This window comes from Nonomuraea sp. NPDC049480 (assembly GCF_044465905.1).
Classification (GTDB): Bacteria; Actinomycetota; Actinomycetes; order Streptosporangiales; family Streptosporangiaceae; genus Nonomuraea.
This window is the reverse complement of record NZ_JBITMD010000023.1, coordinates 59427-82264: the sequence shown is the minus strand read 5'-3', so window position 1 is coordinate 82264 and position 22838 is coordinate 59427. Positions and strand designations below refer to the sequence as shown.

Sequence of the window (22838 nt, the reverse complement as noted above, 5' to 3'; positions counted from 1 at the left end):
CATCAGGCATTCCGGCATAGACCAAGCGCTTGCTACGATACGAGCATGAGCGAGGCGTACATCGTCGGCGCCGTCCGCACCCCCGTAGGGCGCAGGAACGGCGGCCTGGCCCGCACCCATCCCGCCGACCTCGGGGCGCACGTGCTGAGGGAGCTGATGGACGGCGCGGACACCGATCCGTCGGCCGTGGAGGACGTGATCTTCGGCTGCGTGGACACGATCGGGCCGCAGGCCGGCGACATCGCCCGCACCTGCTGGCTGGCCGCCGGGCTGCCCGAGGAGGTGCCCGGCGTCACGATCGACCGCCAGTGCGGCTCCTCCCAGCAGGCGCTGCACTTCGCCGCCCAGGCCGTGCTGTCGGGCACGAACGACCTGGTGGTGGCGGGCGGCGTGCAGAACATGAGCATGATCCCCATCTCGTCGGCGATGCTGGCCGGGCGCCCGCTCGGGCACGAGACCCCCTTCGCCGGCTCGAAGGGCTGGATCGAGCGGTACGGCCGGCAGGAGGTCTCCCAGTTCACCGGGGCCGAGCGGATCGCCGCGCAGTGGGACCTCTCGCGGGAGGAGATGGAGCGGTACGCGTACGAGTCGCACCGGCGCGCCCTGCACGCCATCGACGCCGGATATTTCCGGCGGGAAATCGTCCCCTGGAACGGGGTCGCCGACGACGAGGGCCCGCGCAGGGACACCACGCTCGGCAAGATGGCCGCGCTCAAGCCCCTGGTCGAAGGCGGCCGGCTGACCGCCGCGCTGGCCTCGCAGATCTCCGACGGCGCCGCCGCCCTGCTCATCGCCTCCCCCCGGGCCGTGCGCGAGCACGGCCTGACTCCGCGTGCCCGCGTGCACCACCTCTCGGCCCGCGGCGCCGACCCGATCACGATGCTCGACGCCCCGATCCCCGCCACGGTCCACGCGCTGGGCATGACCGGCATGTCGATCGACGACTTCGACACCGTCGAGATCAACGAGGCGTTCGCCTCCGTGGTGCTGGCCTGGCTCAAGGAGACCGGCGCCGACCCGGCCAGGGTCAACCCGAACGGCGGCGCGATCGCCCTGGGCCACCCGCTCGGCGCGACCGGCGCCGTGCTGACCGTCAAGCTGCTGCACGAGCTGGAGCGGAGCGGCGGCAGGTACGGCCTGCAGACCATGTGCGAGGGCGGCGGACAGGCGAACGTGACCATCATCGAGCGGCTGTCACCATGAGGGTATGGCCAACCCGTTCACCCTGGGCGTCGCCTCCGGAGAGCCGATGCCCGACGGCGTGGTCCTCTGGACCCGCTTAGCCGTCGATCCCCTCAGCGCCGACCCCGCGCGCCCGGGCGGCATGGCCCAGCGGGCCGTCGAGGTGCGCTGGCAGCTCGCCGAGGACGACCGGTTCACCCAGGGCCTGCGGCAGGGGGTGGTCCAGGCGCAGCCGGCCTGGGCGCACAGCGTGCATGTCAGGGTGGCCGGGCTCAAGCCGGGCGCCGACTACTTCTACCGGTTCCGGGCGGGTGACGAGCTGAGCCCGGCCGGCCGCACCAGGACCTCGGACGACCCCGCCGCGGCGCGCCCCGTGCGGTTCGCGATCGCCAACTGCCAGCGGTTCGAGCACGGCTTCTACACCGCCTACCGGCATCTGGCCGACGAGCGGCCCGACGTCGTCTTCCACGTCGGGGACTACATCTACGAGTCGCGCCAGGCCGCGACCGTCGTGCGGCCGCTCGGGCCGGTGCCCGGCGAGATCACGAAGCTGCACGAGTACCGCCTGCGTCACGCCCGCTACAAGACCGACGCCGACCTGCAGGCCGCGCACGCCGCCGCGCCCTGGGTGACGACCTGGGACGACCACGAGGTGGCCGACAACTACCGGGGCAGGGGCGACGGGTCGGCGGCGTTCCTGAGGCGGCGGGCGGCCGCGTACCAGGCCTATTACGAGCACCAGCCGCTCAGGGTGCGGCCGCGGGACGGGAACCTGCAGATGTACCGGCGGCGGACGTACGGGCTGGTCGCCGACTTCATGGTGCTGGACGCGAGGCAGCACCGCGACGCCGGCACCATGCTCGGGGCCGCGCAGGAGGAGTGGCTCATGTCCCGGCTGCTCACCAGCCCGGTCAGGTGGCGGGTGCTGGTGCAGCCGCTGTTCTTCGCCCGCCGCTTCGTCCCCGGCCCGGCGCCCAACCTGCGGCCGGACTCCTGGGACGGTCATCAGGCCGAGCGCGCCCGCATCCTGGCGGCGAACGCGCCAGGCCTGGTCGTCTTCAGCGGCGACGTGCACAACTTCTGGGCCGGCGAGCTCAAGGCCGACTTCCTCGACCCGGCCTCGGCCACGGTGGGGGTGGAGTTCGTGGGCAGCTCGATCAGCAGCCGGCCGCCGCAGACCGACGGGCCCGCCGTGCTGGCCGCGAACCCGCACCTGACGTTCTTCGACGACCGCCGGGGCTACATGTCCTGCGTGGCGAGCCCGGAGGAGCTGCGGGTGGCGTTCCGCGCGGTGGACTTCGTGGACAGGAAGGGGTCGCCGGTCCGTACGATTGCGGAGTTCCTCACCGAGGGGAGCGGGCTGACGTCAGAAAATGCCTCTAGCAAATAGGAAACTTTCCTATTAGATTGCGATCATGCCCCAGAGCGGTGACCTGCTTCGCCTTGCCGACGCCGTCCTCTTCCCCGGTTTCGAGGGACAGACGCCCCCCGACTGGCTGCGCCGCAGGCTCGGTGAGGGGCTGGCCGGCGTGGCGTTGTTCTCACGCAACATCGCCGGTCCCGCCCAGGTGGCCCGGCTGACCGCCGCACTGCGTGCCGAGAACCCCGCGGTGCTCGTCGGCACCGACGAGGAGTCCGGCGAGGTCACCAGGCTGGAGGTGGCCACCGGCAGCAGCCGCCCCGGCGGGTACGCCCTCGGCGTCGTGGACGACGTGGCCCTGACCGAGGCCGTGGCCAGGGACCTCGGCGGCGACCTGGCCAGGGCGGGCATCACGATCGACTTCGCCCCCTCGGCCGACGTGAACTCCAACCCGGACAACCCGGTCATCGGCCTGCGGGCGTTCGGCGCGGACCCGGAGCTGGTCGGGCGGCACACCAGGGCGTTCGTCCGCGGCCTGCAGTCGGCCGGCGTGGCCGCCTGCGCCAAGCACTTCCCCGGCCACGGGGACACCTCCATCGACTCCCATCACGGCGTGCCCGTGGTGGCCGGCGACGGGATCGAGGACGCGCTGCTCCCTTTCCGTGAGGCGATCAAGGAGGGCGTCAAGGCCGTCATGACCGGCCACCTCCTCGTGCCCTCGTACGACGCCGAGCTGCCCGCCACGCTCAGCCCCAAGGTCCTCACCGGACTACTCCGCGAGGAGCTGGGCTTCGACGGGCTCATCGTCACGGACGGCATCGAGATGGCGGCCGTGTCGGGGGCGTACGGGATCGGGGGCGCCTCCGCCCGCGCCATCGCCGCGGGCGCCGACGCGGTCTGCGTCGGAGGCGAGCGGGCCGGCGAGGCGACCGCCGTGGAGATCCGCGACGCCATCGCGGCCGCGGTGACCGATGGACTGCTGCCCGAGGAGCGGCTGGCCGACGCCGCTCGCAGGGTCCGCGAGCTGGCCGGCTGGGCCACCTCCTCGGGCAGCCCGATCTCCATGGACGGCCAACTCGGCCTCACGGCGGCCCGCCGGGCCGTGCGTGTCACCCGCCGCTCCACGGCTCCGGTCCTGCCGCTGACCTCGGCCGCGTACGTGCTGGAGCTGGCCCCGGAAATGAACCTGGCCATCGACAAGAACACCCCCTGGGGCGTCGGCGAGCCCCTGGCCCAGGTGCTGCCCGGCACCGAGGTCACCCGGCTCGCGGCGGGTGAGACCTCCGGGCCCGCGCTGGAACGCCTGCTCGCGGCCGCCGCCGGTCGCCCCCTGGTGATCGTCGTGCGGGACGCGCACCGCTACGCCTGGCAGGGCGAGGCGCTGCGGCACCTCCTCAGTGGCCGTCCGGACGCCGTCGTCGTGGAGATGGGGTTGCCCGCACGGTCGGATCTGGGGGCCGTGCACATCGCGACGTACGGGTCCGCGCGGGTCTGCGGACAGGCGGCGGTGGAGGCGCTGACCGGCGGCCTCTGACGCCGTCGGTTCTGTCACCGCGGGCGTCTAGTGTCTGTCATCGTGAACTTCGACGGCGAGAACCTCTCACGCAAATCGCTCGGCGACCGGCTCCCGGCCGGCGAGCAGCACGTCTTCCGCGACTGCGACCTCACGGAGACCGACCTGTGGGGAGCCTCGCTGGCCGGGGCCCGGTTCGAGTCGTGCGTCCTGGAGCAGACCGACTTCCGCAAGGCCGACCTGGACGGGGCCGTGTTCGCGGGCGGGGGCGGGATGCGGACCCGGTTCAACGACGCCGACCTCATCGACGCGTCGTTCACCGACGTCGACCTGTCGTCCGCCCAGTTCGGCGGGGCGCTGGTGACGGACGTGACCTTCACCGGCTGCCGCATGATCGGCGCCTCGCTCACCGCTTCGCGCGGCACCGGCTTCAAGGTGGCCCGGTCGAATCTGACGCTGGCGAACCTGGGCGGGTGCTCCTTGCGCGGGGAGCTCATCGAAGGGGTGCGCTTCGACGACGCCGACCTGTCGGGGTGCGACTTCAGGGAGGCGACGTTGAGCGAGTGCCGCCTCATCGGGACCCGCCTGCTGAACACCAAGTTCGCCAAGGCCGACCTGCGCGGGGCCGACCTGGGGGAGCCGGACGACGCGAAGCTGCGGGCGTTCGCGGGCGCGATCATCAATCAGGCCCAGGCCAACGCCATCCTCGCCGCCCGCGGCATCACCGTCCTGTGACCGCTGTCTAGGAGCAGACGCCCGGCAGGCCGCACACCTTGCCGGCCATCGTGCGGGCGTCCTTGAGCATCGTGCGGAAGTGGGAGGACTTCAGGCTCTTGGTCACGAGGCCGTCTTCGACGTACATGGCGAGAGCCTTGCCCTTCCGCACGATGACGTAGCGTGCCCTGGTCTCGAAGAAGAAGCCGCCGATGCGCAGCGCCTCGTCGCCGATATCGGTCTTCTTCCATCGGTACGTGTGGGTGTAGGGCTTGGTGCCGCCGGTGGCGCACCGCTTGAGGCCGGCCCGTACGTCGTCGAACGCCTGGCGGGCGGCGGTCTCGCTGCGGTAGATCACGACCTGTTCGCTCAGGTGATCGGTCTCGGCCACGTACGTGATGGTGCGCGCCGCGACCCGGTCCTTGGCGCCGGGATTGCGCTCGCACGGATTGACCTCCAGGCGCCGGCTCAGCCGGTTGCTCACCTTCCACTTTTCCCACGGCTTCGCCGGTCCCGCGGCCTTGGCCTCGTACAGCAGGAATCCCTTGGGCAGGGAGGCGGCCGACGGCGCCGCCGCGGCCTCGCCCGCGCCGGCCCCCAGCACCGTGGCGGCAATCCCCAGCCCAATCAGCTTCTTGAGCAACGCAGGCTCCTCTGTTCGCTCCCGGATGGAGTGCGTACGTGAGGTTAGATGCGGCTCTGGCTGATTTGTTCGCCACTTCGAGGCAGGCGGGTCAAAGTGGCCTCCGCCTCGGACATGATGCGCTCGATCAGTTCCCGGCACGACGGCAGGTCGCCGATCACGCCCACCACCTGCCCCGACGCCATCACTCCCAGGTCGGCGCGCCCCTCCACCATGGCCGCCCGCAGCAGCACGGGCGTGTTCGCTGCCTGGAGCACCTGGGCCCAGGTCAGTTCCCGGCCGCGGCGCATCCGGCGGCCCTCGCGGATCATCGCCGCCCACGACAGCCCCGACAGCCGCTTGAACCTGGCGCCGTTCACCACGGCCCTGACCAGGCGGGAGCGTTCGAGCGAGGTCACGAACGGGGTGCTGAGCACCCGGTGCGGCACCCCGTCCACCTTCGTCGTCACCACGGTCTCCCGCGCCCCCAGGTAGAACTTCTTCACCTCGTCGGGCACCGGCGAGTCACTGGTCAGCAGGAACCTGGTCCCCATGGCGATCCCGCAGGCGCCGTACGCCAGCGCCGCGACCAGCCCGCGCCCGTCGAAGAAGCCGCCGGCCGCGATCACCGGGATGTCGACGGCGTCCACGACCTGGGGCAGCAGCAGCGTCGTGGCAACCGGCCCCGTGTGGCCGCCGCCCTCGCCGCCCTGCACGATGACGGCGTCCACGCCCCACTCCGCCACCTTCTCCGCGTGCCGCCGCGCCCCCACCGACGGGATCGTCACCACCCCGGCGTCCTTCAGCCGCGCGATGAGGTCCCTCCTGGGCGCCTGCGCGAACGACGCCACCCGTACGCCCTCCCGCACCATCACCTCGACCCGTTCGGCCGCGTCGTCGGCGTCGGAGCGGATGTTCACCCCGAACGGCGCGTCCGTCCGCTCCTTCACCCGCCGGATGGCCTCGGTCATCTCGGTGACCGACATGGTGGCGGCGCCGATCACGCCCAGCCCGCCCGCCTGCGAGGCGGCCGCGGCCAGTCGCGCGCCCGCGACGTACCCCATCCCGGTCTGCACGATCGGATACCGGCACCCGACCAGCGAGGTCAGCGCGGTCTTCACGCCGCCACCTCGCGGTCGCGCGCCCGCTCCGGGTCCAGCCGGTCGAGAACGCGCAGCTCCTCATCGGTCGGACCCCGAGTCGTCGGGATATTTCCGGAAATGTCAAGATCGAAGCCGGTTGCCGCCACCACCTCGTCCACCTCCACCCCCGGATGCGCCGACACCAGCCGCATCGTGCCGTCCGGAGTGCGGAAGTCCAGCACAGCCAGGTTCGTCACCACACGGCGCAGCTCGAAGGCGCCCCGGTCGGTGCCGACCCCGCTCACCATGTCGACCTCCGGCACGAAGACGCGCGGACTGTGCCGGGGGATCCAGTAGCTGGTCGGGTCGCACCGCGTGTTCCCCGGTGCGCCCCGCACGCCCAGAAGTTGCGCCTTGGGCCGCGCCCAGTCGCCGATGCAGGAGATGTTCGTGTTGCCGTACCGGTCGATCTGGCTCGCGCCGAGCATGACGTGCCGCCGCCCGTTCAGCACCAGCCACAGATGATCCCGGAACGGCAGCCACCCCTCGACCACCTCGGGCGCCCGCCCCAGCCCGGGCACGTCCCCGGTGAGCAGGCAGACGCCGTCGTGCGTGAGCAGCTCCGGCTCGAAGGTCAGCCGCGCCAGCCGCGCCGCCAGAACCGTGACCGCCCCGCCGATGCCGGCCGCCAGGATCTCCCCGTCGCCCCGGAACGCCTCCGCGCACGCCACCACGCAGACATCAGCCCTGCTGCTCATCGGCACCCGTCTCCACGTAACGCCGCTGCCTGTCCTCGTCGCGGCCGTAGTCCGGCTCGCACGCGGTGAACCCGGCCCCGCCGGGCGCCTCGACCACGCCCGTCACCATCGACCGGCTGATCAGCAACGACTGCACCGGCCCCTCCTTCAGCAGGTCGGCGGTGTCCACGAGCCGCTCGCAGGAGACGTAGCAGCGGGCCGCCGCCTTGGCGTAGAGGTCGTCGAAGTACGGATCCGGCCCCAGGTACTGCGCGTTGCCCCGGGAGTCGGCCCGGTTCATGTGCACCAGTGCCACGTCCATGGTCAGCGCGGGCACCGCGACCAGCTCCTCCCCGTCCTCGTACGGTGACCGCACGGTCTTCAGCCCCGGATTGACCCGCATCACGTCCGACCCCAGCCCCGCCCGCGTCGGCAGGAACGGCAGCCGGTGCGCCGCGGCCAGCAGGCCGAACATGAACATCCCCTCGTCGTACTCGACGAACTCGATCTCCCCTGCCTGCCTGGCCCGCCGGAAATGCGGCTCCAGGGCGATGGTGTCGAGCGTGACGAACGGGGCCACGACCTTGCGCACCTTCCCGGCCGCGCAGAGCATGCCGACGTCCGGGCCGCCGTACGAGACGATCGTCAGGTCCGTGACGGGGGAGCGGAGGACGGCCGACACCAGGGCCATGGGCTTGCGGCGCGAGCCCCAGCCGCCGATCCCGACCGTCATCCCGCTCTCCAGCGCGCCCGCGACCTCATCGGCGGACATCACCTTGGTCACGTGAATCGCTCCCTGTGCCGGTCGCCGGCGCCCATGAGGTTCAGCTCGAAGGTGAAGCCCTGCTCGAACCGGTAGCTGCGCTTGACGTCCACCGGGTCGATGCCGTTGAGCGACTCCTTGGCGCGGCGGATGACGTACGGGTCCTTGGCGGCGATCTGCCCGGCCACCTCCATCGCCGCGTCACGCAGCTTGTCCCGGGGCACGACCTCCAGCACCGACCCGAACGTGTGCAGTTCGGCCGCCGTGACGTTCCTGCACGTGTACACCATGGCCCGCATGAGGTGCTGCGGCACCAGCCGGGCCAGGTGCGTGGCCGCGCCCAGCGCGCCCCTGTCCACCTCGGGCAGCCCGAAGTACGCGTCCTCGCTCGCCACCACGATGTCGGCGTTCCCGGCCAGCCCGACGCCGCCGCCCAGGCAGTACCCGTGCACCGCCGCCACCACCGGCACCGCGCAGTCGTAGACGGCCGCGAACGCCGCGTAACAGGCCCGGTTGACCCCGACCAGCGCCTCGTACCCGTCGGCGGCGTTCAGCTCCTTGATGTCGACCCCGGCGTTGAACCCGCGCCCCTCGGCCCGCAGCACGACCACCCTGGTCCCGGGGTCGTTCCCGGCCAGCCGCACGGCCCCGGCCAGCTCCTCCCAGCCCTCCACGGTCAACGCGTTCACCGGCGGCACGTCGACGACGACCTCGGCGACCGGTCCGGCCCGCAGCGTGATGCCCACCCGCCCACCTCTCTACCCACAACCGGCTGTATCGCACCTAACGCTTGCTTGGTACGGTAGCACCCGTGACCGTGACTTACGACTACACGGGCAAGTCCGTCCTGGTGACAGGCGGAACCAAGGGCATCGGCGCGGGCATCGCGCGGGCCTTCCAGGAGGCGGGCGCCGACGTCACCGTCTGCGCCCGCACCCGGCCGGCGGGCGGCGAGCCGCGGTTCGTCCAGGCCGACGTGCGGGTCCCCGAGGACGTCGAGCGGCTCGTCGCCGGGTTCGACCGGCTCGACGTGGTGGTCAACAACGCGGGCGGCTCGCCGTACGCGCCGCTGGAGGGCACCTCGCCGCGCCTGCACGCCCGCGTCATCGAGCTCAACCTGACGGCCCCGCTGCTTGTGGCGCAGTACGCCTACCCCCTGCTCGCCGCCGCGCGTGGGGCGATCGTGATGATCGGCAGCGCCAGCGGCACCCGCCCCTCGCCCGGCACCTCCGCGTACGGCGCCGCCAAGGCCGGCCTCCACCACCTGGCCCGCTGCCTGGCCGCCGAATGGGCCCCCGACGTGCGGGTCAACACGGTCGTCGTCGGCCTCGCCGCCACGGAGAGCGCAGCCGGCCACTACGGCGAGCACGGGGACGGGCGGCTGGGCGCGGCGATCCCGGCCGGCCGGCTGGCGACGCCCGCGGACGTGGCCCGGGCGTGCCTGTGGCTGGCCGCACCCGGTTACGTGACGGGCGCGGAGGTACGGGTGGACGGCGGCGGCGAGATCCCGTACTGGCGGCACCTGGCCACGGAACTCACCTCGGGTGGGGCGCCCGCGCCGTCCTGACCGGCGTGGCGCAGGGGCGGCCCCGGCGGTGGGAGGGTCGTCACCGCATGGCGGAGCGGGCGGTGGGACGCAGGCGGTGGCGCTGCGGGGCGGCGGTCAGCCGCTCCTTCAGCATCGGCGGCAGATCCACCTCCCTCTCGTCCTCAGGCGTGTCGAAGCGGGCGAACCACACGAAGACGTTCTCCCCGCTCCGGACCGGCAGCAGCGGATAGGTGTTCTCGGAGTGCTCGCTCTCGAACGAGGCGACCACCGGCACCCCCGCCTCGGCCAGCACCGGCGCGATCTCGGTGGCGAAGAACGCGGCGAACCCGTCCTCGACGTGGTAGATCGTGGCGACGTACAACGACGGCGGCAGCTCCGTCGTCCCGGCGGGCGGCCGCTCCCACTGGGGCGGCTCCATCAGGGCACGCAGGAGCAGCACGTCGTCGGAGTCGGTCATCGTGGCGTTGGCGGCGTCGCGGTTGGCCAGCCACACGGGCCCGCCGTAGAAGGCCTCCAGCGCCGCCTTCCTGGAGGCCATGTCGGGAAAGGCCCGCAGCCAGGGGTACGTGCCGGGCGCGTCCGGGTCGCGGAAGGATCCGGCGACGCGCATCCCCGCCGCCTCCTGCGTCTCGATGAACTCCCGCTCGAACAGCTCGATGAGCGTGTCACGCCGCCTGGGCCGCATCGTGTACCGCCGCAACTCGTAGATCATGCGGCGACCGTAAGCCTGAGTCGCTGACACCTCATGTCAGCGTATGCGCCGAACAATGTTCTGATTACTTTATGCTATCAATCAGCAACAGAGAGTTATAGGCTCGCATCGACCTTGATCTCCTGGGGTCAAGGAAGGTCAAAGGGGGGGTGGTGGTGTGCCTTGGGTCCGTGGTGCCCACCGCTCCGCAGGGCTTCCCCAGACGGCGAAGGAGCAGAAGTGATCCGAAGAGTGTGCGCCGCCGTGGCTGTGGCGGCAGCGGCCGCCGGTGGCGCACTCCTTGCTGTCCCCGCGCACGCTGACGACTGGTCCGGCCGTTGGAGCGGCCACGTCTGGTTCGACAACCGGAGCGGCAACGGCGGCTCGTCCCAGTCCGGAAACAACTTCGCCGACGTCATCGCCGCCAACCACGGCGCGGGCGCCTCGACGAACGTCAACAACATCAACGGCATCGCCTCGACCGCCACGCACGGCGGCATCACGGTGACGTACATCTTCGACTGACCGGCTGACGCCCCGGAACAGGTCTGACACGACACAGGAATCGGAAAGGACACCCCCATGGTGAAGAAGCTCTGCGTGGCCGGTCTCATCGCCGCCGCCGCGGCCGGCGCGGCGCTCCTGCCGGCCCCCGCGTACGCCGACACGAACGCGGGCAACTCCAGCTCCAACAAGAGCTCGGTGCAGTCCGGCAACAACTTCGGCAACGTCGTCAGCGCCAACGAGAGCGGCCGCAGGGCGACCAGCGTCAACAACGTCAACGGCAACGCCATCACGGCCGCCAACGGCAGCGGCGTCAGCATCGACGACGTCCTCGACTAGCCCACCCGGTAACGCGAGCCAGGCCCCTTCCCGGCCTGGCTCGCGCCGTTCCCCTGCCTGTCTCACGGAAGTGCTTACCATCCCGCCGGCGCCCACGACGGGGTCAGCAGGAGATCCCGCCGTCCACCGGGATGACCGTACCGGTCACGTACGCCCCCGCCCGCGAGGCCAGGTAGATCGCCGCCCCCGCCATGTCATCGGGACGCCCGATGCGCCCCAGGGGCACGTGCGAGGCGATGATCTCGCGGGTGGCGGGATCGTCCAGCGCGAACGCCATCATCTTCGAATCGAACGGCCCAGGCGCGATGGCATTGACCGTGATGTGCTCCTTCGCCAGCTCCGTAGCCAGATGCCGGGTGAGCATGTGCACGGCGGCCTTCGTCGACGAGTAGGCGTACGTCGGCAGAGCAGGCACCCTGATGCCGTCGATCGACCCCACGTTGATCACTCGGGCCGGATCCTCCGCCCGGGCCGCCTCCCGCAGCCGCGGCAGGAACCGCCGCGTCAGGGAGAAGACCCCCTTGACGTTGATGTCCCAGAGCTTGTCGAAGGCGTGCTCGGGATATTCCTCCAGCGGCGCGCCCCAGGTCGCCCCCGCGTTGTTGACCAGCACGTGCAGCGGTCCGTCCACCGCCGACACCAGCGTCTCCAGCCCCTCGGGCGTGGACAGGTCGGCGGGCACGGCCGTGCAGCCCAGCTCGGCGGCCGTCTTCTCGACCTCGGCGCTCTTGCGGGCGGAGATGTACACGGTCGCCCCGGCCTCCGCGAACCCGGCCGCGATCATGCGCCCGATGCCCCGCGACCCGCCCGTGACGACGACCGTCTTGCCGTCGACCGAGAACAGACTCATGTTCTGGGAGCATGCCATACCGACCGGTCGGTTGCCAAAGACTATCCGCCCTGGTCCTTCACCCAGAGCCGCAGCAGCCCTCTGAAGTGCTCCACGAACGCCTCCCGCTCCCGCGGCGGGTAGGTGGCCGTCACCGTGTCCACGAGCAGCCGGTCGAACTCCGGCCCGGCCACCCACTCCAGCACGACCTCGTCGATGTGCCCCAGGTGCGTCTCGCAGAACTCCCGGTAGCGGTCGGTCTCGAAATACCGGTCCGCCAGCCGCCGGTACTCCGCGAGCCGCTCCTCGTAGGTCCCCGTGACCGCGAAGTAGTCGTGCGTCTCGAGATCGACCCTGGGCCTGCGCCGGGTGGCCACGCAGAACACGCACCACTTCACCAGCGTCTTGATCGCCCAGGGGAAGTAGTAGTGCAGGCTCGTCAGCGCCACGTCCGGGCAGGCGTTGGCGTAGTCGATGGGGTGCACGTCCGAGCCCTTGACCAGGGTCTCGCAGGAGTTGAACTCCCATCGGAAGAACGCGTTCACCAGCCGCCCGATCGTCACCACCTCCTCGCCCGCGGCCGGCGACAGGAAGGCGTGGTCGACGGCGTACCTGGCGTGCATCGGCTCGTCGGGCCTGAACCGCATGACCATCGTCTCGGCGCCGATCGACAGCGACCTGGCGAACGCGTCGTACCCCTGGATGGCCTGCTGGAGGTGCATGAGCATCTCGCCGCTCGCGTCGTAGGCGCGGTGCAGCTCGTCCCTGTCGCGCACCATGGACACGCCGCGCCAGGCCCCGCCGTCGTACGGCTTCATGAACAGCGGGTACCCGATCCGCTCCGCGACCTCGTCCAGGTCGAAGGGGCGGTTGTAGCGGGCCGCGGTGTAGGCGTAGCGGGCGTTGTCAGGCGGGTTCTTGTACGGCACCAGCACGGTCTCCGGCACCTTGAGCCCGAGCCGCATCATCGCGCAGTACGCGGCGTGCTTCTCCATCGACTGGAACGTGAACGGGCTGTTGAGGAGGTAGACGTCGTCCATCATGGAGATCTTCTTCAGCCACTCACGCGGGTGGTAGTACCAGTACGCGAGCCGGTCGATCACCAGCGCGTGCCGCGGCTCGGCCCGCAGGTCGAACGGCTCGATCGTGATGCGCTCCACGTCGAACTCGCCCACGCCCTTGATCGGCCCGAGCCGCCGCAGCACGGTCTCGAACGCCGACGGCCAGTCCTCCTCGGTTCCCAGCAGCAGCCCGATCAGTTGTCGCACGAGGCCTCCTCCCGCCGGCCGCCTGGGAGATCAGACGCCAGGAAGACGGCCGTTGCGGAACAGATCGACGAACCTTCGATGGTCTTCCCGGGCCTGTGCCCCGTAACGATGGGCGGAATCCACCAGCATGCCGACGAATCCGGCCCGGTCGCCGCCGATCACCGCCACGATCGCCTCCTCCGTGGAGAAGTCGACGAGGTCGTGGCTGGACTCGTCGTCGGCCACCGAGTGCATGCGCGCCACCGCCCGCCCCAGGTCCCGCATGATCGAGCGCAGCTCGTCAGGCTCGTTGACGTCGTCCCAGTCCAGGTCGGCCGAGTACGGCGACACCTCCGCCACGAGCTGCCCCACCCCGCCGAGCGTCGTGTACCCGAGCCAGGGATCGGCGTACGCCTGCAGCGCCCGCTGCGACTCGGCCGTGCGATGCCCCTGGTGCGTGAAGTAGGAGGCGACCTTCTCGTCGGTCACGTGCCGCGCCGCGGCCGGCACCGCCGCCTGCTTCATGTACAGGATGACGTCGTTCTCCAGCGCCTGCGACCGCCCTTCGAGTAGCAGGTTGTACGACGGCAGCCCGGCCGACCCGATGCCCACGCCCTTGCGCAGCGCCACGTCCTTGATCACGTGCTCGACCGGGTTCGCCTGCGCGGGCAGCGTGGTCAGATAGTCCTCGAACGCGGCCAGCACGGCACCCCTGGTCGTCGCGTCGACGGCCTCCCGCCCCTCCATGAGCGCGAAGCGCCGGTCGTAGTCGTCGATCACGGTCTCGATGTCCAGCAGCGCCACCCGCGTGCTGAGCCGGGCCGTCTGCAGCACCCGGTGCAGCACGCCCGCGGTGGTGTCCAGCGTGAGCGAGCCGATCGCTTCGTCACCGCCGGCCGCGATGCCGCCCAGCTCGTCCAGGTACGCCCCGGCGAAGTCGGTCACCAGCCCGCCGATCGCGTCGTCGGACAGCGCCTTGGCGTACCCGAGCAGCGCCACGCTGGCGGCGAAGCGCTTGAGGTCCCAGACGTACGGGCCCACGTACGCCTCGTCGAAGTCGTTGACGTTGAAGACCAGCACGCCGGAGGCGTTCATGTACGTGCCGAAGTTCTCCGCGTGCAGGTCGCCGTGGATCCAGACGCGGCTGGTCGGGCCGTCGAGATAGGCGTCGTCGGCGTAGGTGCCGATCATGTCCGCGTAGAAGAGGCACGCGCTGCCCCGGTAGAAGGCGAAGGGAGAGGCCGCCATCTTCCGAAATTTCCGCCTGAAAGCGGCGGGGTCTCGCTTGATTGATTCGCCGAACTCCGTCATGAGGACATCGAGCAGGAAAGAGGAGCGTGTGCCCATGTTCGGGACAGTAGAGCCGAAACCTCCTGCCGGATACCCTGATCTTTCCCTGACAGGAGAGAGTCAGGGCCGGGCCGCGGCCGGGCCTGCCGGGGGCAGCGCTCGCAGGCCCGTCGCCGTCAGGACGCCGAGCAACACGCTGAGCAGCAGGCACTGCGCGCAGACCGTCGACCACGCGGCCGTGTTCCACGCCGGCTCGTAGAGGGCGAGCAGCAGGGGCAGGCGGACCACCAGCAAGAGCAGCGCGGCGCCCGCCAGCGCGAGTGTCCAGGACGGCGAACGCCTGCGACCCAGCGCGAATGCCGAGCCCGCCGCCAGCGCCAGGACCGACGTCCCGGCGAGATCCAGCCACAGGTAGATCCAGTCCCGCTCCTGCAGTCCCAGCACGATCACAGCCTCGATCAGGCCTTTCATCGCCAGTCCGGCGATCAGCGGCGCCATGGCGAGTCCCCATGGCCGGCGCCGGGGCTCGACGTCGCTGTGGAAGCCCAGCAGGAGCGCGACGGCCGGGACGACCGCGAACAAGGTGTCGGCCGCATCGGCTCCGGGATTCATGCCCACCACCAAGCGCCCGACTGCCGGCGTCAGGAAGCCGGCCAGCTCCAGCGTCATGCCGATCGCCGCGAAGGCCTTCGCCGGTCGCGCGTGGCCACGCGTGATCGCCACGAACGCGACGGCCGAGCAGAGGACCGCGAGCGACTCGGCGGTGTACAGCAGCCGCTCGGCGGGTCCGGCCGCATCGAGGAAGTGCGGGACGTCGCCGGAGATCAGCCCGCCCAGCAGGACCTCGGCGACGAAGACGGCATAGACCGACTGGTAGGCGAGGCCGAGCAGCGCGATCAGGCGGACGGCCTCACCCCAGGCGAAGGCACGCGGTGCGGCCCGCGTGCCCCCGAGCCGCACCTGGACGGCCAGGGCCAGCACGCTGGCGAGCTCGCCCCAGCGCGGCCGCGGGTTCACCTCGTCGGGCACGTCGCCGGACATCTCCATGAACTCGGCCACCATCTCGTCCTCGCGCTCGGCGCGGTAGGAGGAGGGCAGCAGGCGAAGGGCGGCGCGGTAACGCCGTTCGAGCAGACTGCTCATGCGGCGCCTCCGGAGAGCGACGCGCGCGCGGTCATGAGGGCTCCTCCGGCGGCTCTGACACGCAGACGGGCGGTGGCCGTGCGGGCGTTGGCGGCCATCCTGGCGGCCTCCTCCTGCAACGCCCCGGCTCCTTCGTCGGTCAGCCGGTAGTACCGCCGCAGCCGGCCCTGCTGGACCTCCTCGCGATCGAGAGCCACCAGGCCCTCGGCCGTGAGCCGGTCCAGGACGCCGTACAAAGTCCCGATCTTGAGCTGCACCCGGCCCTCGGACAGCCGATCGACCTCCTGGACGATCCCGTAGCCGTGGCGCGGCTCGTCCACCAGCGCGGTCAGCGCCAGGAACATGGGTTCCGTGATATGCACAATCCCACGATATCTTGTCGCTCAGGATATCGTGTCACGGATGCTGGGAGGAGACCGAGACCACCTCGCCCGTCATGTACGAGGAGTAGTCGCTGGCCAGGAAGACGATCACGTTCGCCACCTCCCACGGCTCCGCCGAGCGCCCGAACGCCTCCTTGGCCGCCAGCTCCGCCAGCAGTTCCTCGCTGGTCACCTTCGCCAGGAACGGGTGCACGGCCAGCGACGGCGCCACCGCGTTCACCCGTACGCCGTGCTCGGCCGCCTCCAGCGCCACGCACCGGGTCAGCGCCATCACCCCGGCCTTGGCGGCGGCGTAGTGCGCCTGCCCGCGCTGAGCCCGCCAGCCGACGACCGAGGCGTTGTTGACGATGACGCCGGAGCCCTGGCCGATCATGTGCCGCAGCGCGGCCCTGGTGCAGCGCATGGTGCCGTTCAGGGTCACGTCGATGACCGCGTGCCACTGCTCGTCGGTCATCTCGGCCAGCGGCGCCGTACCGCCGAGTCCGGCGTTGTTGACCACCACGTCGAGCCGGCCGTGCGCCTCGACCACCGCGTCGAACAGCGCCAGCACCTGCGCCTCCGACGTCACGTCGCACGGGACGGCCAGCGGCTTGACGCCGGTGAGCTCGGCCAGCGTGTCGGCGGCGGCGTCCAGGCGGCGCTCGTGCCTGTCGGAGACCACGATCGTCGCGCCCTCCTCGGCGCAGCGCCGGGCGGTCGCGTAGCCGATGCCCGCTCCGGCGGCCGCGGTCACGAGGGTCACCTTGCCGTCGAGAAGTCCGTTCGCCTTCGGGTAAGCCGGGGTCATCGACGCTCCAATCAGCGGGGGAGTCCCAGGGTGCGCTCGGCGATGATGTTCCGCTGGATCTCGCTGGAACCGGCATAGATCGTGTCGGCTCGGCTGAACAGGTAGAGCCGCTGCAGGTCGTTCAGCTCCCCGACGAGCCCGGCCTTGCCCTGGACGGCCTGCGCCAGCTCGCCCAGGCGGCGGTGCCACTCCGACCAGTACAGCTTGGCGATCGACACCTCGGGCCCCGGGTCCGGCCGCAACATCCTGAGCGCGTTGAGCCGCATGATCTCCAGCTCCAGCCACGATCGCACGAGCCGGTCGCGCAGCACGGGGTCGCCGGCCGCGCCGGTCCGTCTGGCGGTCTCGACCACCTTGGCCAGCTCGCGCCGGAAGCCGATCTGCTGCCCCAGCGTGGACGCGCCGCGCTCGTAGCCGAGCGTGGCCATCGCGACCCGCCAGCCGTCGCCGGGCGCGCCCAGCACGTTCTCCGCCGCCGTGCGGGCGCCGTCGAAGAACACCTCGTTGAACTCCGAGGTCCCGGTCAGCTGCACGATCGGCCGCACGGTGACGCCGGGCCGCCGCATGGGGACGAGCAGGTACGACAGTCCGCGATGCCGCTGCGAACCGGGCTCGGTACGGCAGAGCACGAAGCACCAGTCGGCCACGTGGGCCAGCGAGGTCCACACCTTCTGGCCGCTGATCACCCACTGCCCGTCCTCCAGACGCGCCTTGGTCTGGACGGCGGCCAGGTCGGAGCCGGCCTCGGGCTCGGAGTAGCCCTGGCACCACAGCTCCTCGCCGCGCTGGATCGGGGGCAGGAAGCGGGCCTTCTGCTCGTCAGTGCCGAATTCGAGGATGGTGGGGCCGATCAGGCCCTCGCCGATGTGGCCGACCCTGGCGGGGGCGCCGGCTCTGGCGTACTCCTCGTGGAAGGCCACCTGGTCCGCCAGGGAGGCGGCGCGGCCGCCGTACCGCTCCGGCCAGCCGAGGCAGGTCCAGCCGTTCTTGCCGAGGTGGCGCTCCCACGCCGACCGCAGCTCGTGCCCCTCGTGCTCGCGGCCGGGCCCGCCCAGCCCCCGGGCGGCGGCGAACTCGCCGCCGAGCGCCTCCTCCAGCCAGGCCCGCGCCTCCTCGCGGAAGCCGGGCGTCTCCCCGCGGCCGGCCTCCACGTCAGGAAGCGTCAACGAACCCCCCGTAGCCGCCGCGGAAGAACAGCAGCGGGCCGCCGTCGGCGTGCGTGTCGAGCTGGAGCACCCGCGCCACCACGATCATGTGGTCGCCCGCCGGGTGTTCGGCCTCGACCGCGCAGTCCATCCAGGCCAGCGCGCCTTCGAGCACCGGGTTGCCGCCGGGGGAGCCGCTCCACTTCAGGCCCGCGAACTTGTCGCCGCCCCTGGTCGCCATCTGGGCGCACACCGCCTGCTGGTCTTCGGCCAGCACGTTCACGGTGACGACCTTCCCGCCGCGCACCCTGGGCCAGCTCGTGCTGGTGTGCGCCACGCAGAACGCCACCAGCGGCGGGTCGAGCGAGACCGACGTGAAGGAGTTCGCGGCCAGGCCGCACGGCTCGCCGTTCGCGGGGTCGAGCGCCGTGATCGCCACCACGCCGGTCGCGAACCTGCCGAGCACCTGCCGGAAGCGCCGGCTGTCGAGATGGCCGTTCGCGCTTTGGGGAGAAGGGCCCGTCGGCATGGCGGCTCCGTTGCGAATCCTGCGCTGATGAGGCGTCGGAAGGCCGCGACAGCCGTCCGGCGCGATGAGCCGGGCAGCGTGTGTGCTCATGGTCCGCCTCCTAGTCCACCGGCTGCGCCCTATCTTACCAAGCGCTTGCTTGGACGGTAGGGGGTTGGCGGAAAACGTGTCAAGTCGGTACGTCTGTAACGCGTTGACATGGGTGAAACGCCCGGCCTACCGTGACAGGTGTGGCCAAGCGCTTGCTTGATTTTCGGGATGCGACCGCGATCGCCGGCGTCGGATACACGCCCTTCACCAAGGACTCCGGCGTCAGCACCCTGACGCTGGCCTGCCGCGCGGTCCTGGCGGCGCTGGAGGACGCCGGTCTGGCGGCTGACGACGTGGACGGCCTGGCCACGCATCGCGTCGGCGACTCGGCCGCGCCCACCCTGGTCGCCCCCGCGCTGGGCCTGACGGACCTCGCCTGGCATCTGGACCAGTTCGGCGGCGGCAGCGTCTCTCATGCCGTCGTCGGCCAGGCCGCGCTGGCGGTGGCGGCCGGCGTGGCCGAGACCGTGGTCTGCTACCGGGCCATCAACGCCCGCTCCGAGTTCCGCATGGGCGGCTCGGGCCGGGGCGTGCCGGCGAGCCCGGAGGTGCAGTACCAGGCGCCGTACGGGTACGTCGCGCCACCCCAGCAGTACGCCATGTACGCCCGCGCCCACATGCTGAAATACGGCACCAAGGCCGAGCACTTCGGGCACCTGGCCGTCACCCAGCGCGCCAACGCCGCCAAGAACCCGCGGGCGCTCATGCGCACGCCGATCACCCTCGACGACTACCTGGCGAGCCGGTGGATCGCCGAGCCGTTCCGGCTGCTGGACTGCTGCCTGGAGACCGACGGGGCCTGCGCGGTGGTCGTCACCACGGCGGAACGGGCCCGCTCGCTGCGCCGCCCGCCGGTGCTGATCTCGGCCGCGGCCTGGGGCGGCGGCACGTCGCATCTGTCGGGTCCTTGCGCCGATCCCACGGCCACGGCGGCCGCCGCCCTGGCGCCGCGCCTGTACGCGCAGGCCGGGCTCGGTCCCGGGGACGTCGACGTGGCCGAGATCTACGACTGCTTCACGTACTCGGTGATCGTCCAACTGGAGGACTACGGATTCTGCGCCAAGGGCGAGGGCGGCCCGTACGTGGCCTCCGGCGCCACCGCCCTGGACGGCCCGCTGCCGGTCAACACCCACGGGGGCTTCCTGTCGGAAGGTTACGTCCACGGCGTCAACCACATAGCGGAGGCGGTCTCCCAGCTCAGGGGCGACGCGGGGGATCGCCAGGTGCCGGGCGCGGAGGTGGCGCTGTCCACGGCCCAGCCCGGCTACATCCTGCCCGCCACCTCCGCGCTGATCCTCAGGAGGCCGTGATGGTGGCCTACCGGCCCGAGCCCGACCGGGACTCCCGGGAGTGGTGGGAGCGGATCGCCAGGCACGAGTTCGCCGTGCAGCGCTGCGACACGTGCGGCACGACGCGCTTCCCGGCCAGGGCGTTCTGCCCGGCCTGTCGTACGGAGGCGTGGCACTGGCAGGAGGCCGAGCCCGAGGGGCGGGTCGAGAGCTGGATCGTCAACCACCAGCCGTTCGTGCGGGGGGCACGGGAGCCGTACGTGGTCGTGATGGTACGGCTGGCGGCGGTGCCGGATTGCCTGGTGTACGGGAACTGGTGTGGGGAGCGGCCCCCGGAGTCCGGCGAGCGGGTACGGGCGTCATACCGCCGGATCGACGAGAGCCTGGTGCTCGTCGACTGGAAGCCGGCCACGGAGGATGCCGGGGAAAATGGATCCTTATCCACTCCCGCGTAAATCCTCGCACTAGTTGACCTTGATCCGTAAATTGGATTCGTACCCAGAAATCCCATCAGTCCCACCATCACGAAAGCCGGCCCCAGGCTGGGCTCAACGGGGCGATGATGAGGCAGTGAACGTCAACGTGGACGGCTGATCTTGGCGGCGGACGTGAGCGGAACGGACTCGGTGGCGATCGTGGCCACGCGGCCATCGGTTACGATCATGCCTGCCGTCCGGCCGTGCCGGCCGGCGCGGGGGCCGCCGGCGAGGCGGAGCCCCAAAGGGAGAAGAGAAACCCCGTCAGGAGGAAGAGATGGGTTGGTCCCTCGGAGGAAAGCGCGCCCTGGCGGGCGTGGGGGACCCGCCAGGACGCGCTTCCTGCCCCGTGAGCGGCGGCGCCAGGACTCCGGCGAGGGATGGAGTCCTAGGCCGTGTGATCGCACACGGAGTCGATGGGGGAGCGTGAAGGCTCCTGCTGCCGGCAACGTGCGGCGATGCGTCGAGCTGCACCAACCGGGTCATCAATGGGGTGCGTGACGGGGGCGCCACCCTCCTCGTTCCAGACAAAGGATCCGTCATTGCACCACACGGTCAGCTCAGTCAACACCGATTGCACGGACTCGCCATGCCGATTGCTCTGGTAGGTGTGGGTGAACCCCTGGCGGGGCAACGCGTAACGCAGTAAACGTGTTGCGTCACCATGGGCATGCCAGGGCAGGTACGGCGTACCCGTGCGGACCGGCAACACTGGCCTTCACCCCCTCACCGGCCTTTAGATGGATTTGTACCAACGAATGGATGATGGGCCGCTCAAGGGGGTTCGGTCAAGGGGTTGTGGCCTGCTAGAACCAGATCGTCTAAATTGTTGGAACAAAAGGGGTGAAAGTGGCAAGGTCGGTGCTGTATCAGCAGGTGGCTGCGGAGTTGCGTCGAGCCATCTACTCGGGTGTCCTCGGCCCCGGGGCACAGCTTCCGACCGAGGCACAGCTCATGGAAGACCATGGGGTGAGCAGGAACACCGTACGGCTGGCCCTCGGAGAGCTCGTCAACGAAGGGCTCGTCACGCGCACGCCGCGGCGCGGGACCGTGGTCAGAGACCGGCGACCGCTGCTCATCTATCCCCAGCGAGAGCTGGAGCCGCAACCCACTGGGGAACTACGGGAGGCCTTCGCCTACGCCGTTGCGCAGGAAGGCCGCGCGCCGAGCCAGTACATTGAAGTGCTGACGGTTTCTCCCGTCGAGGAGATCGCCAGCAGGCTGGAGTTGGCGGATGGGGAATTGGCCGTGGTGAGACGTCGTCTGCGATTCGTGGACGGCCAGCCGTACAACACCAACGATTCCTATTTCCCCCGTGACATGGTTGCCGATTCCGAGATCGCCAGGCCCGGAGACATCGCGCGAGGGGCGAACCGGGTGCTGGAAGAGCTGGGTCATGCGCAGGTGCGCGTCGTCGACGACATCTGGGCCCGCATGCCCAACCAAGAGGAGGCGGAGCGCCTCCAACTCGAACTCGGCACACCAGTCATGGTGTATGTCCGAGTCGGATACGACGGGGCCGACATGCCAGTGCGTGTCGCTGTGTCGGTGCTTCCCGCCGACAAGCATCTGATCAGATACGAGCTCGACCGCCGCTAACGGGCTCGGATGAAGGGGTGATTTCGCCGGCCGGGCGCAGCGAGAAATAGCCGCCTCGCTGGCCTGGGGGAGTCGTGCATACTCCCCTAAATCGCCATTTATCCATATATATCGGGTTGAGGCCCCATTTCGCCCCTACGCGACATTGCGCCATCACGCTATGCGCACGCGTAGAAACCCAACGCAACGGGAGTTGTATTATGCACACAAACACCCTGCTTCATCCGCTCTCGCTCCGGCGAGCGGAACCCTCGGACCTTCCCGGCGTCCTCACGCTGCTCTCGGACACCGCCGAGTGGCTCTATGCGCAGGGAGTACGACAGTGGCCCCGCAACGGGTTCGGTCCTGAGCGGATCGAGCCGCTCATAGAGGAGCGGGTGCTGTTCCTGCTAGACGACGAGCTTCGCTATCTCGACCCCGACGATTCAGCACCGCCGGTGGCCACCATAGCCGTCGACGACCACGCCGACCCGGAGTTCTGGACCCCCTCCGACGATCCGGGGGCCGCGCTCTACATCCACAAACTGGCCGTGGCCCGGCCGTGGTCCGGGAGCGGCCTCGGCGACGCCCTCCTGGACTGGGCCAGCGCCTCGGCGTTCGCGTCCGGGCTGCCGTGGGTTCGCCTCGACTGCGCCAAGGCGAATCCGCGCCTGCAGCACTACTACCGCAGCCGCGGCTTCCACCACATCCGCACGGTCGACCTCCCTCACCGCTCCTCCGGCGCCCTCTTCCAACGCCATTCGGAGGACCTGTCCACGACGGCCTTCCGTGACCTGACGGCAGCGGAACTGATCACCGCCTGACCGGCGACCACCGGGCCCGGCCCTTGGGTGAGCCTGCCCCCGGGGCGGGCCCGGCCTGCCTCGGAGGCGGGACGGGCCGGGCCCGTCCCGCCGGCCCCGAAGCGTCCTCGGTTCTCTGCGTTCACCTGAGTGAATGGGCCCGACACCGCGCTCCCTGGGGAGCGCGGTTCTT

25 protein-coding genes are annotated in these 22838 nt (G+C 70.7%); 11 read left to right on the top strand and 14 right to left on the bottom strand.

The window, feature by feature from the left end; genetic code table 11:
* The first annotated feature begins 45 nt into the window (after nucleotides 1-45).
* Genes ACIBX3_RS45085 through ACIBX3_RS45070 form a run of 4 tightly spaced genes read left to right on the top strand, consistent with a single transcriptional unit; the run spans nucleotide 46 to nucleotide 4790 of the window.
* Nucleotides 46-1203 (top strand): acetyl-CoA C-acetyltransferase, encoded by a 1158-nt coding sequence (locus ACIBX3_RS45085; RefSeq protein ID WP_397126795.1) that lies wholly within the window; start codon nucleotides 46-48, stop codon nucleotides 1201-1203.
* A 4-nt stretch (nucleotides 1204-1207) separates the two neighbouring features.
* Nucleotides 1208-2572 (top strand): alkaline phosphatase D family protein, encoded by a 1365-nt coding sequence (locus tag ACIBX3_RS45080; RefSeq protein WP_397126794.1) that lies wholly within the window; start codon nucleotides 1208-1210, stop codon nucleotides 2570-2572.
* A gap of 25 nt (nucleotides 2573-2597) precedes the next feature.
* A complete protein-coding gene (locus ACIBX3_RS45075; RefSeq protein ID WP_397126793.1) occupies nucleotides 2598-4076 on the top strand; it encodes a glycoside hydrolase family 3 protein in 1479 nt (492 codons plus the stop codon).
* 42 nt (nucleotides 4077-4118) lie between these two features.
* A complete protein-coding gene (locus ACIBX3_RS45070) occupies nucleotides 4119-4790 on the top strand; it encodes a pentapeptide repeat-containing protein (RefSeq protein ID WP_397126792.1) in 672 nt (223 codons plus the stop codon).
* 7 nt (nucleotides 4791-4797) lie between these two features.
* Here ACIBX3_RS45070 and ACIBX3_RS45065 read toward each other — a convergent pair whose 3' ends face one another.
* From ACIBX3_RS45065 to ACIBX3_RS45045, 5 genes are read right to left on the bottom strand one after another with little or no spacing between them, the layout of a single operon-like run.
* On the bottom strand, nucleotides 4798-5412 hold the full coding sequence (locus ACIBX3_RS45065; protein WP_397126791.1) for a hypothetical protein: 615 nt from the start codon (nucleotides 5410-5412) through the stop codon (nucleotides 4798-4800).
* Between the two features lie 44 nt (nucleotides 5413-5456).
* Nucleotides 5457-6512 carry an NAD(P)H-dependent flavin oxidoreductase gene (locus ACIBX3_RS45060; protein ID WP_397126790.1) on the bottom strand — a complete coding sequence of 352 codons (1056 nt, stop codon included), beginning with the start codon at nucleotides 6510-6512 and terminating at the stop codon, nucleotides 5457-5459.
* Nucleotides 6509-7231: a CoA-transferase subunit beta gene (locus tag ACIBX3_RS45055; RefSeq protein WP_397126789.1), complete on the bottom strand. Its 723-nt coding sequence runs from the start codon at nucleotides 7229-7231 to the stop codon at nucleotides 6509-6511. Before ACIBX3_RS45055 ends, ACIBX3_RS45060 begins: the two co-directional genes overlap by 4 nt.
* A complete protein-coding gene (locus ACIBX3_RS45050) occupies nucleotides 7215-7982 on the bottom strand; it encodes a CoA transferase subunit A (protein ID WP_397126900.1) in 768 nt (255 codons plus the stop codon). Before ACIBX3_RS45050 ends, ACIBX3_RS45055 begins: the two co-directional genes overlap by 17 nt.
* Before the next feature lie 8 nt (nucleotides 7983-7990).
* On the bottom strand, nucleotides 7991-8719 hold the full coding sequence (locus ACIBX3_RS45045; protein ID WP_397126788.1) for an enoyl-CoA hydratase family protein: 729 nt from the start codon (nucleotides 8717-8719) through the stop codon (nucleotides 7991-7993).
* A 65-nt stretch (nucleotides 8720-8784) separates the two neighbouring features.
* On the opposite strand from ACIBX3_RS45045, the gene ACIBX3_RS45040 reads away from it, so the two are divergent.
* On the top strand, nucleotides 8785-9540 hold the full coding sequence (locus ACIBX3_RS45040; RefSeq protein ID WP_397126787.1) for an SDR family oxidoreductase: 756 nt from the start codon (nucleotides 8785-8787) through the stop codon (nucleotides 9538-9540).
* 40 nt (nucleotides 9541-9580) lie between these two features.
* On the opposite strand, the gene ACIBX3_RS45035 is transcribed toward ACIBX3_RS45040, so the two are convergent.
* Nucleotides 9581-10234 (bottom strand): NIPSNAP family protein, encoded by a 654-nt coding sequence (locus tag ACIBX3_RS45035; protein WP_397126786.1) that lies wholly within the window; start codon nucleotides 10232-10234, stop codon nucleotides 9581-9583.
* A 219-nt stretch (nucleotides 10235-10453) separates the two neighbouring features.
* On the opposite strand from ACIBX3_RS45035, the gene ACIBX3_RS45030 reads away from it, so the two are divergent.
* The gene (locus ACIBX3_RS45030) at nucleotides 10454-10738 is read left to right on the top strand and encodes a hypothetical protein (RefSeq protein ID WP_397126785.1); all 285 of its coding nucleotides are present in this window, start codon (nucleotides 10454-10456) and stop codon (nucleotides 10736-10738) included.
* A 57-nt stretch (nucleotides 10739-10795) separates the two neighbouring features.
* Nucleotides 10796-11056 (top strand): hypothetical protein, encoded by a 261-nt coding sequence (locus ACIBX3_RS45025; protein WP_397126784.1) that lies wholly within the window; start codon nucleotides 10796-10798, stop codon nucleotides 11054-11056.
* Between the two features lie 103 nt (nucleotides 11057-11159).
* On the opposite strand, the gene ACIBX3_RS45020 is transcribed toward ACIBX3_RS45025, so the two are convergent.
* The 8 genes from ACIBX3_RS45020 to ACIBX3_RS44985 form a co-directional block, all read right to left on the bottom strand.
* Complete coding sequence (locus ACIBX3_RS45020) at nucleotides 11160-11906, bottom strand: SDR family oxidoreductase (RefSeq protein ID WP_397126783.1); 747 nt, start codon at nucleotides 11904-11906, stop codon at nucleotides 11160-11162.
* A gap of 41 nt (nucleotides 11907-11947) precedes the next feature.
* On the bottom strand, nucleotides 11948-13153 hold the full coding sequence (locus tag ACIBX3_RS45015) for a RimK family alpha-L-glutamate ligase (RefSeq protein ID WP_397126782.1): 1206 nt from the start codon (nucleotides 13151-13153) through the stop codon (nucleotides 11948-11950).
* 30 nt (nucleotides 13154-13183) lie between these two features.
* Nucleotides 13184-14479 (bottom strand): DUF2252 domain-containing protein, encoded by a 1296-nt coding sequence (locus ACIBX3_RS45010; RefSeq protein ID WP_397126781.1) that lies wholly within the window; start codon nucleotides 14477-14479, stop codon nucleotides 13184-13186.
* A gap of 63 nt (nucleotides 14480-14542) precedes the next feature.
* A complete protein-coding gene (locus tag ACIBX3_RS45005) occupies nucleotides 14543-15565 on the bottom strand; it encodes a hypothetical protein (RefSeq protein WP_397126780.1) in 1023 nt (340 codons plus the stop codon).
* Nucleotides 15562-15927, bottom strand: coding sequence for a PadR family transcriptional regulator (locus ACIBX3_RS45000; RefSeq protein WP_397126779.1), 366 nt, complete (start codon nucleotides 15925-15927; stop codon nucleotides 15562-15564). The genes ACIBX3_RS45005 and ACIBX3_RS45000 overlap by 4 nt, the downstream gene beginning before the upstream one ends.
* A 34-nt stretch (nucleotides 15928-15961) precedes the next feature.
* Nucleotides 15962-16735, bottom strand: coding sequence for an SDR family oxidoreductase (locus ACIBX3_RS44995; RefSeq protein WP_397126778.1), 774 nt, complete (start codon nucleotides 16733-16735; stop codon nucleotides 15962-15964).
* An 11-nt stretch (nucleotides 16736-16746) separates the two neighbouring features.
* Nucleotides 16747-17901: an acyl-CoA dehydrogenase family protein gene (locus ACIBX3_RS44990; protein WP_397126777.1), complete on the bottom strand. Its 1155-nt coding sequence runs from the start codon at nucleotides 17899-17901 to the stop codon at nucleotides 16747-16749.
* Nucleotides 17888-18409: a flavin reductase family protein gene (locus ACIBX3_RS44985; RefSeq protein WP_397126776.1), complete on the bottom strand. Its 522-nt coding sequence runs from the start codon at nucleotides 18407-18409 to the stop codon at nucleotides 17888-17890. Before ACIBX3_RS44985 ends, ACIBX3_RS44990 begins: the two co-directional genes overlap by 14 nt.
* Before the next feature lie 230 nt (nucleotides 18410-18639).
* On the opposite strand from ACIBX3_RS44985, the gene ACIBX3_RS44980 reads away from it, so the two are divergent.
* The 4 genes from ACIBX3_RS44980 to ACIBX3_RS44965 all read left to right on the top strand — a co-directional run bounded on the left by ACIBX3_RS44980 (nucleotide 18640) and on the right by ACIBX3_RS44965 (nucleotide 22666).
* Nucleotides 18640-19809, top strand: a complete 1170-nt coding sequence (locus ACIBX3_RS44980) for a thiolase C-terminal domain-containing protein (protein WP_397126774.1) — start codon at nucleotides 18640-18642, stop codon at nucleotides 19807-19809.
* Nucleotides 19809-20243, top strand: coding sequence for a Zn-ribbon domain-containing OB-fold protein (locus ACIBX3_RS44975; RefSeq protein ID WP_397126773.1), 435 nt, complete (start codon nucleotides 19809-19811; stop codon nucleotides 20241-20243). Before ACIBX3_RS44980 ends, ACIBX3_RS44975 begins: the two co-directional genes overlap by 1 nt.
* Before the next feature lie 882 nt (nucleotides 20244-21125).
* Nucleotides 21126-21863 (top strand): GntR family transcriptional regulator, encoded by a 738-nt coding sequence (locus ACIBX3_RS44970; RefSeq protein WP_397126772.1) that lies wholly within the window; start codon nucleotides 21126-21128, stop codon nucleotides 21861-21863.
* A 200-nt stretch (nucleotides 21864-22063) separates the two neighbouring features.
* Entirely contained in the window at nucleotides 22064-22666 is a 603-nt protein-coding gene (locus tag ACIBX3_RS44965) for a GNAT family N-acetyltransferase (protein ID WP_397126771.1), read from the top strand.
* Nucleotides 22667-22838 lie beyond the last annotated feature (172 nt).

Coding starts and splice junctions, on each gene's coding strand:
- ACIBX3_RS45085 (WP_397126795.1), top strand. CDS start 46: ATGAGCGAGGCGTACATCGTCGGCGCCGTCCGCACCCCCGTAGGGCGC.
- ACIBX3_RS45080 (WP_397126794.1), top strand. CDS start 1,208: ATGGCCAACCCGTTCACCCTGGGCGTCGCCTCCGGAGAGCCGATGCCC.
- ACIBX3_RS45075 (WP_397126793.1), top strand. CDS start 2,598: ATGCCCCAGAGCGGTGACCTGCTTCGCCTTGCCGACGCCGTCCTCTTC.
- ACIBX3_RS45055 (WP_397126789.1), bottom strand. CDS start 7,231: ATGAGCAGCAGGGCTGATGTCTGCGTGGTGGCGTGCGCGGAGGCGTTC.
- ACIBX3_RS45050 (WP_397126900.1), bottom strand. CDS start 7,982: ATGTCCGCCGATGAGGTCGCGGGCGCGCTGGAGAGCGGGATGACGGTC.
- ACIBX3_RS45035 (WP_397126786.1), bottom strand. CDS start 10,234: ATGATCTACGAGTTGCGGCGGTACACGATGCGGCCCAGGCGGCGTGAC.
- ACIBX3_RS45025 (WP_397126784.1), top strand. CDS start 10,796: ATGGTGAAGAAGCTCTGCGTGGCCGGTCTCATCGCCGCCGCCGCGGCC.
- ACIBX3_RS45020 (WP_397126783.1), bottom strand. CDS start 11,906: ATGAGTCTGTTCTCGGTCGACGGCAAGACGGTCGTCGTCACGGGCGGG.
- ACIBX3_RS45010 (WP_397126781.1), bottom strand. CDS start 14,479: ATGGGCACACGCTCCTCTTTCCTGCTCGATGTCCTCATGACGGAGTTC.
- ACIBX3_RS45005 (WP_397126780.1), bottom strand. CDS start 15,565: ATGAGCAGTCTGCTCGAACGGCGTTACCGCGCCGCCCTTCGCCTGCTG.
- ACIBX3_RS44995 (WP_397126778.1), bottom strand. CDS start 16,735: ATGACCCCGGCTTACCCGAAGGCGAACGGACTTCTCGACGGCAAGGTG.
- ACIBX3_RS44985 (WP_397126776.1), bottom strand. CDS start 18,409: ATGCCGACGGGCCCTTCTCCCCAAAGCGCGAACGGCCATCTCGACAGC.
- ACIBX3_RS44975 (WP_397126773.1), top strand. CDS start 19,809: ATGGTGGCCTACCGGCCCGAGCCCGACCGGGACTCCCGGGAGTGGTGG.
- ACIBX3_RS44965 (WP_397126771.1), top strand. CDS start 22,064: ATGCACACAAACACCCTGCTTCATCCGCTCTCGCTCCGGCGAGCGGAA.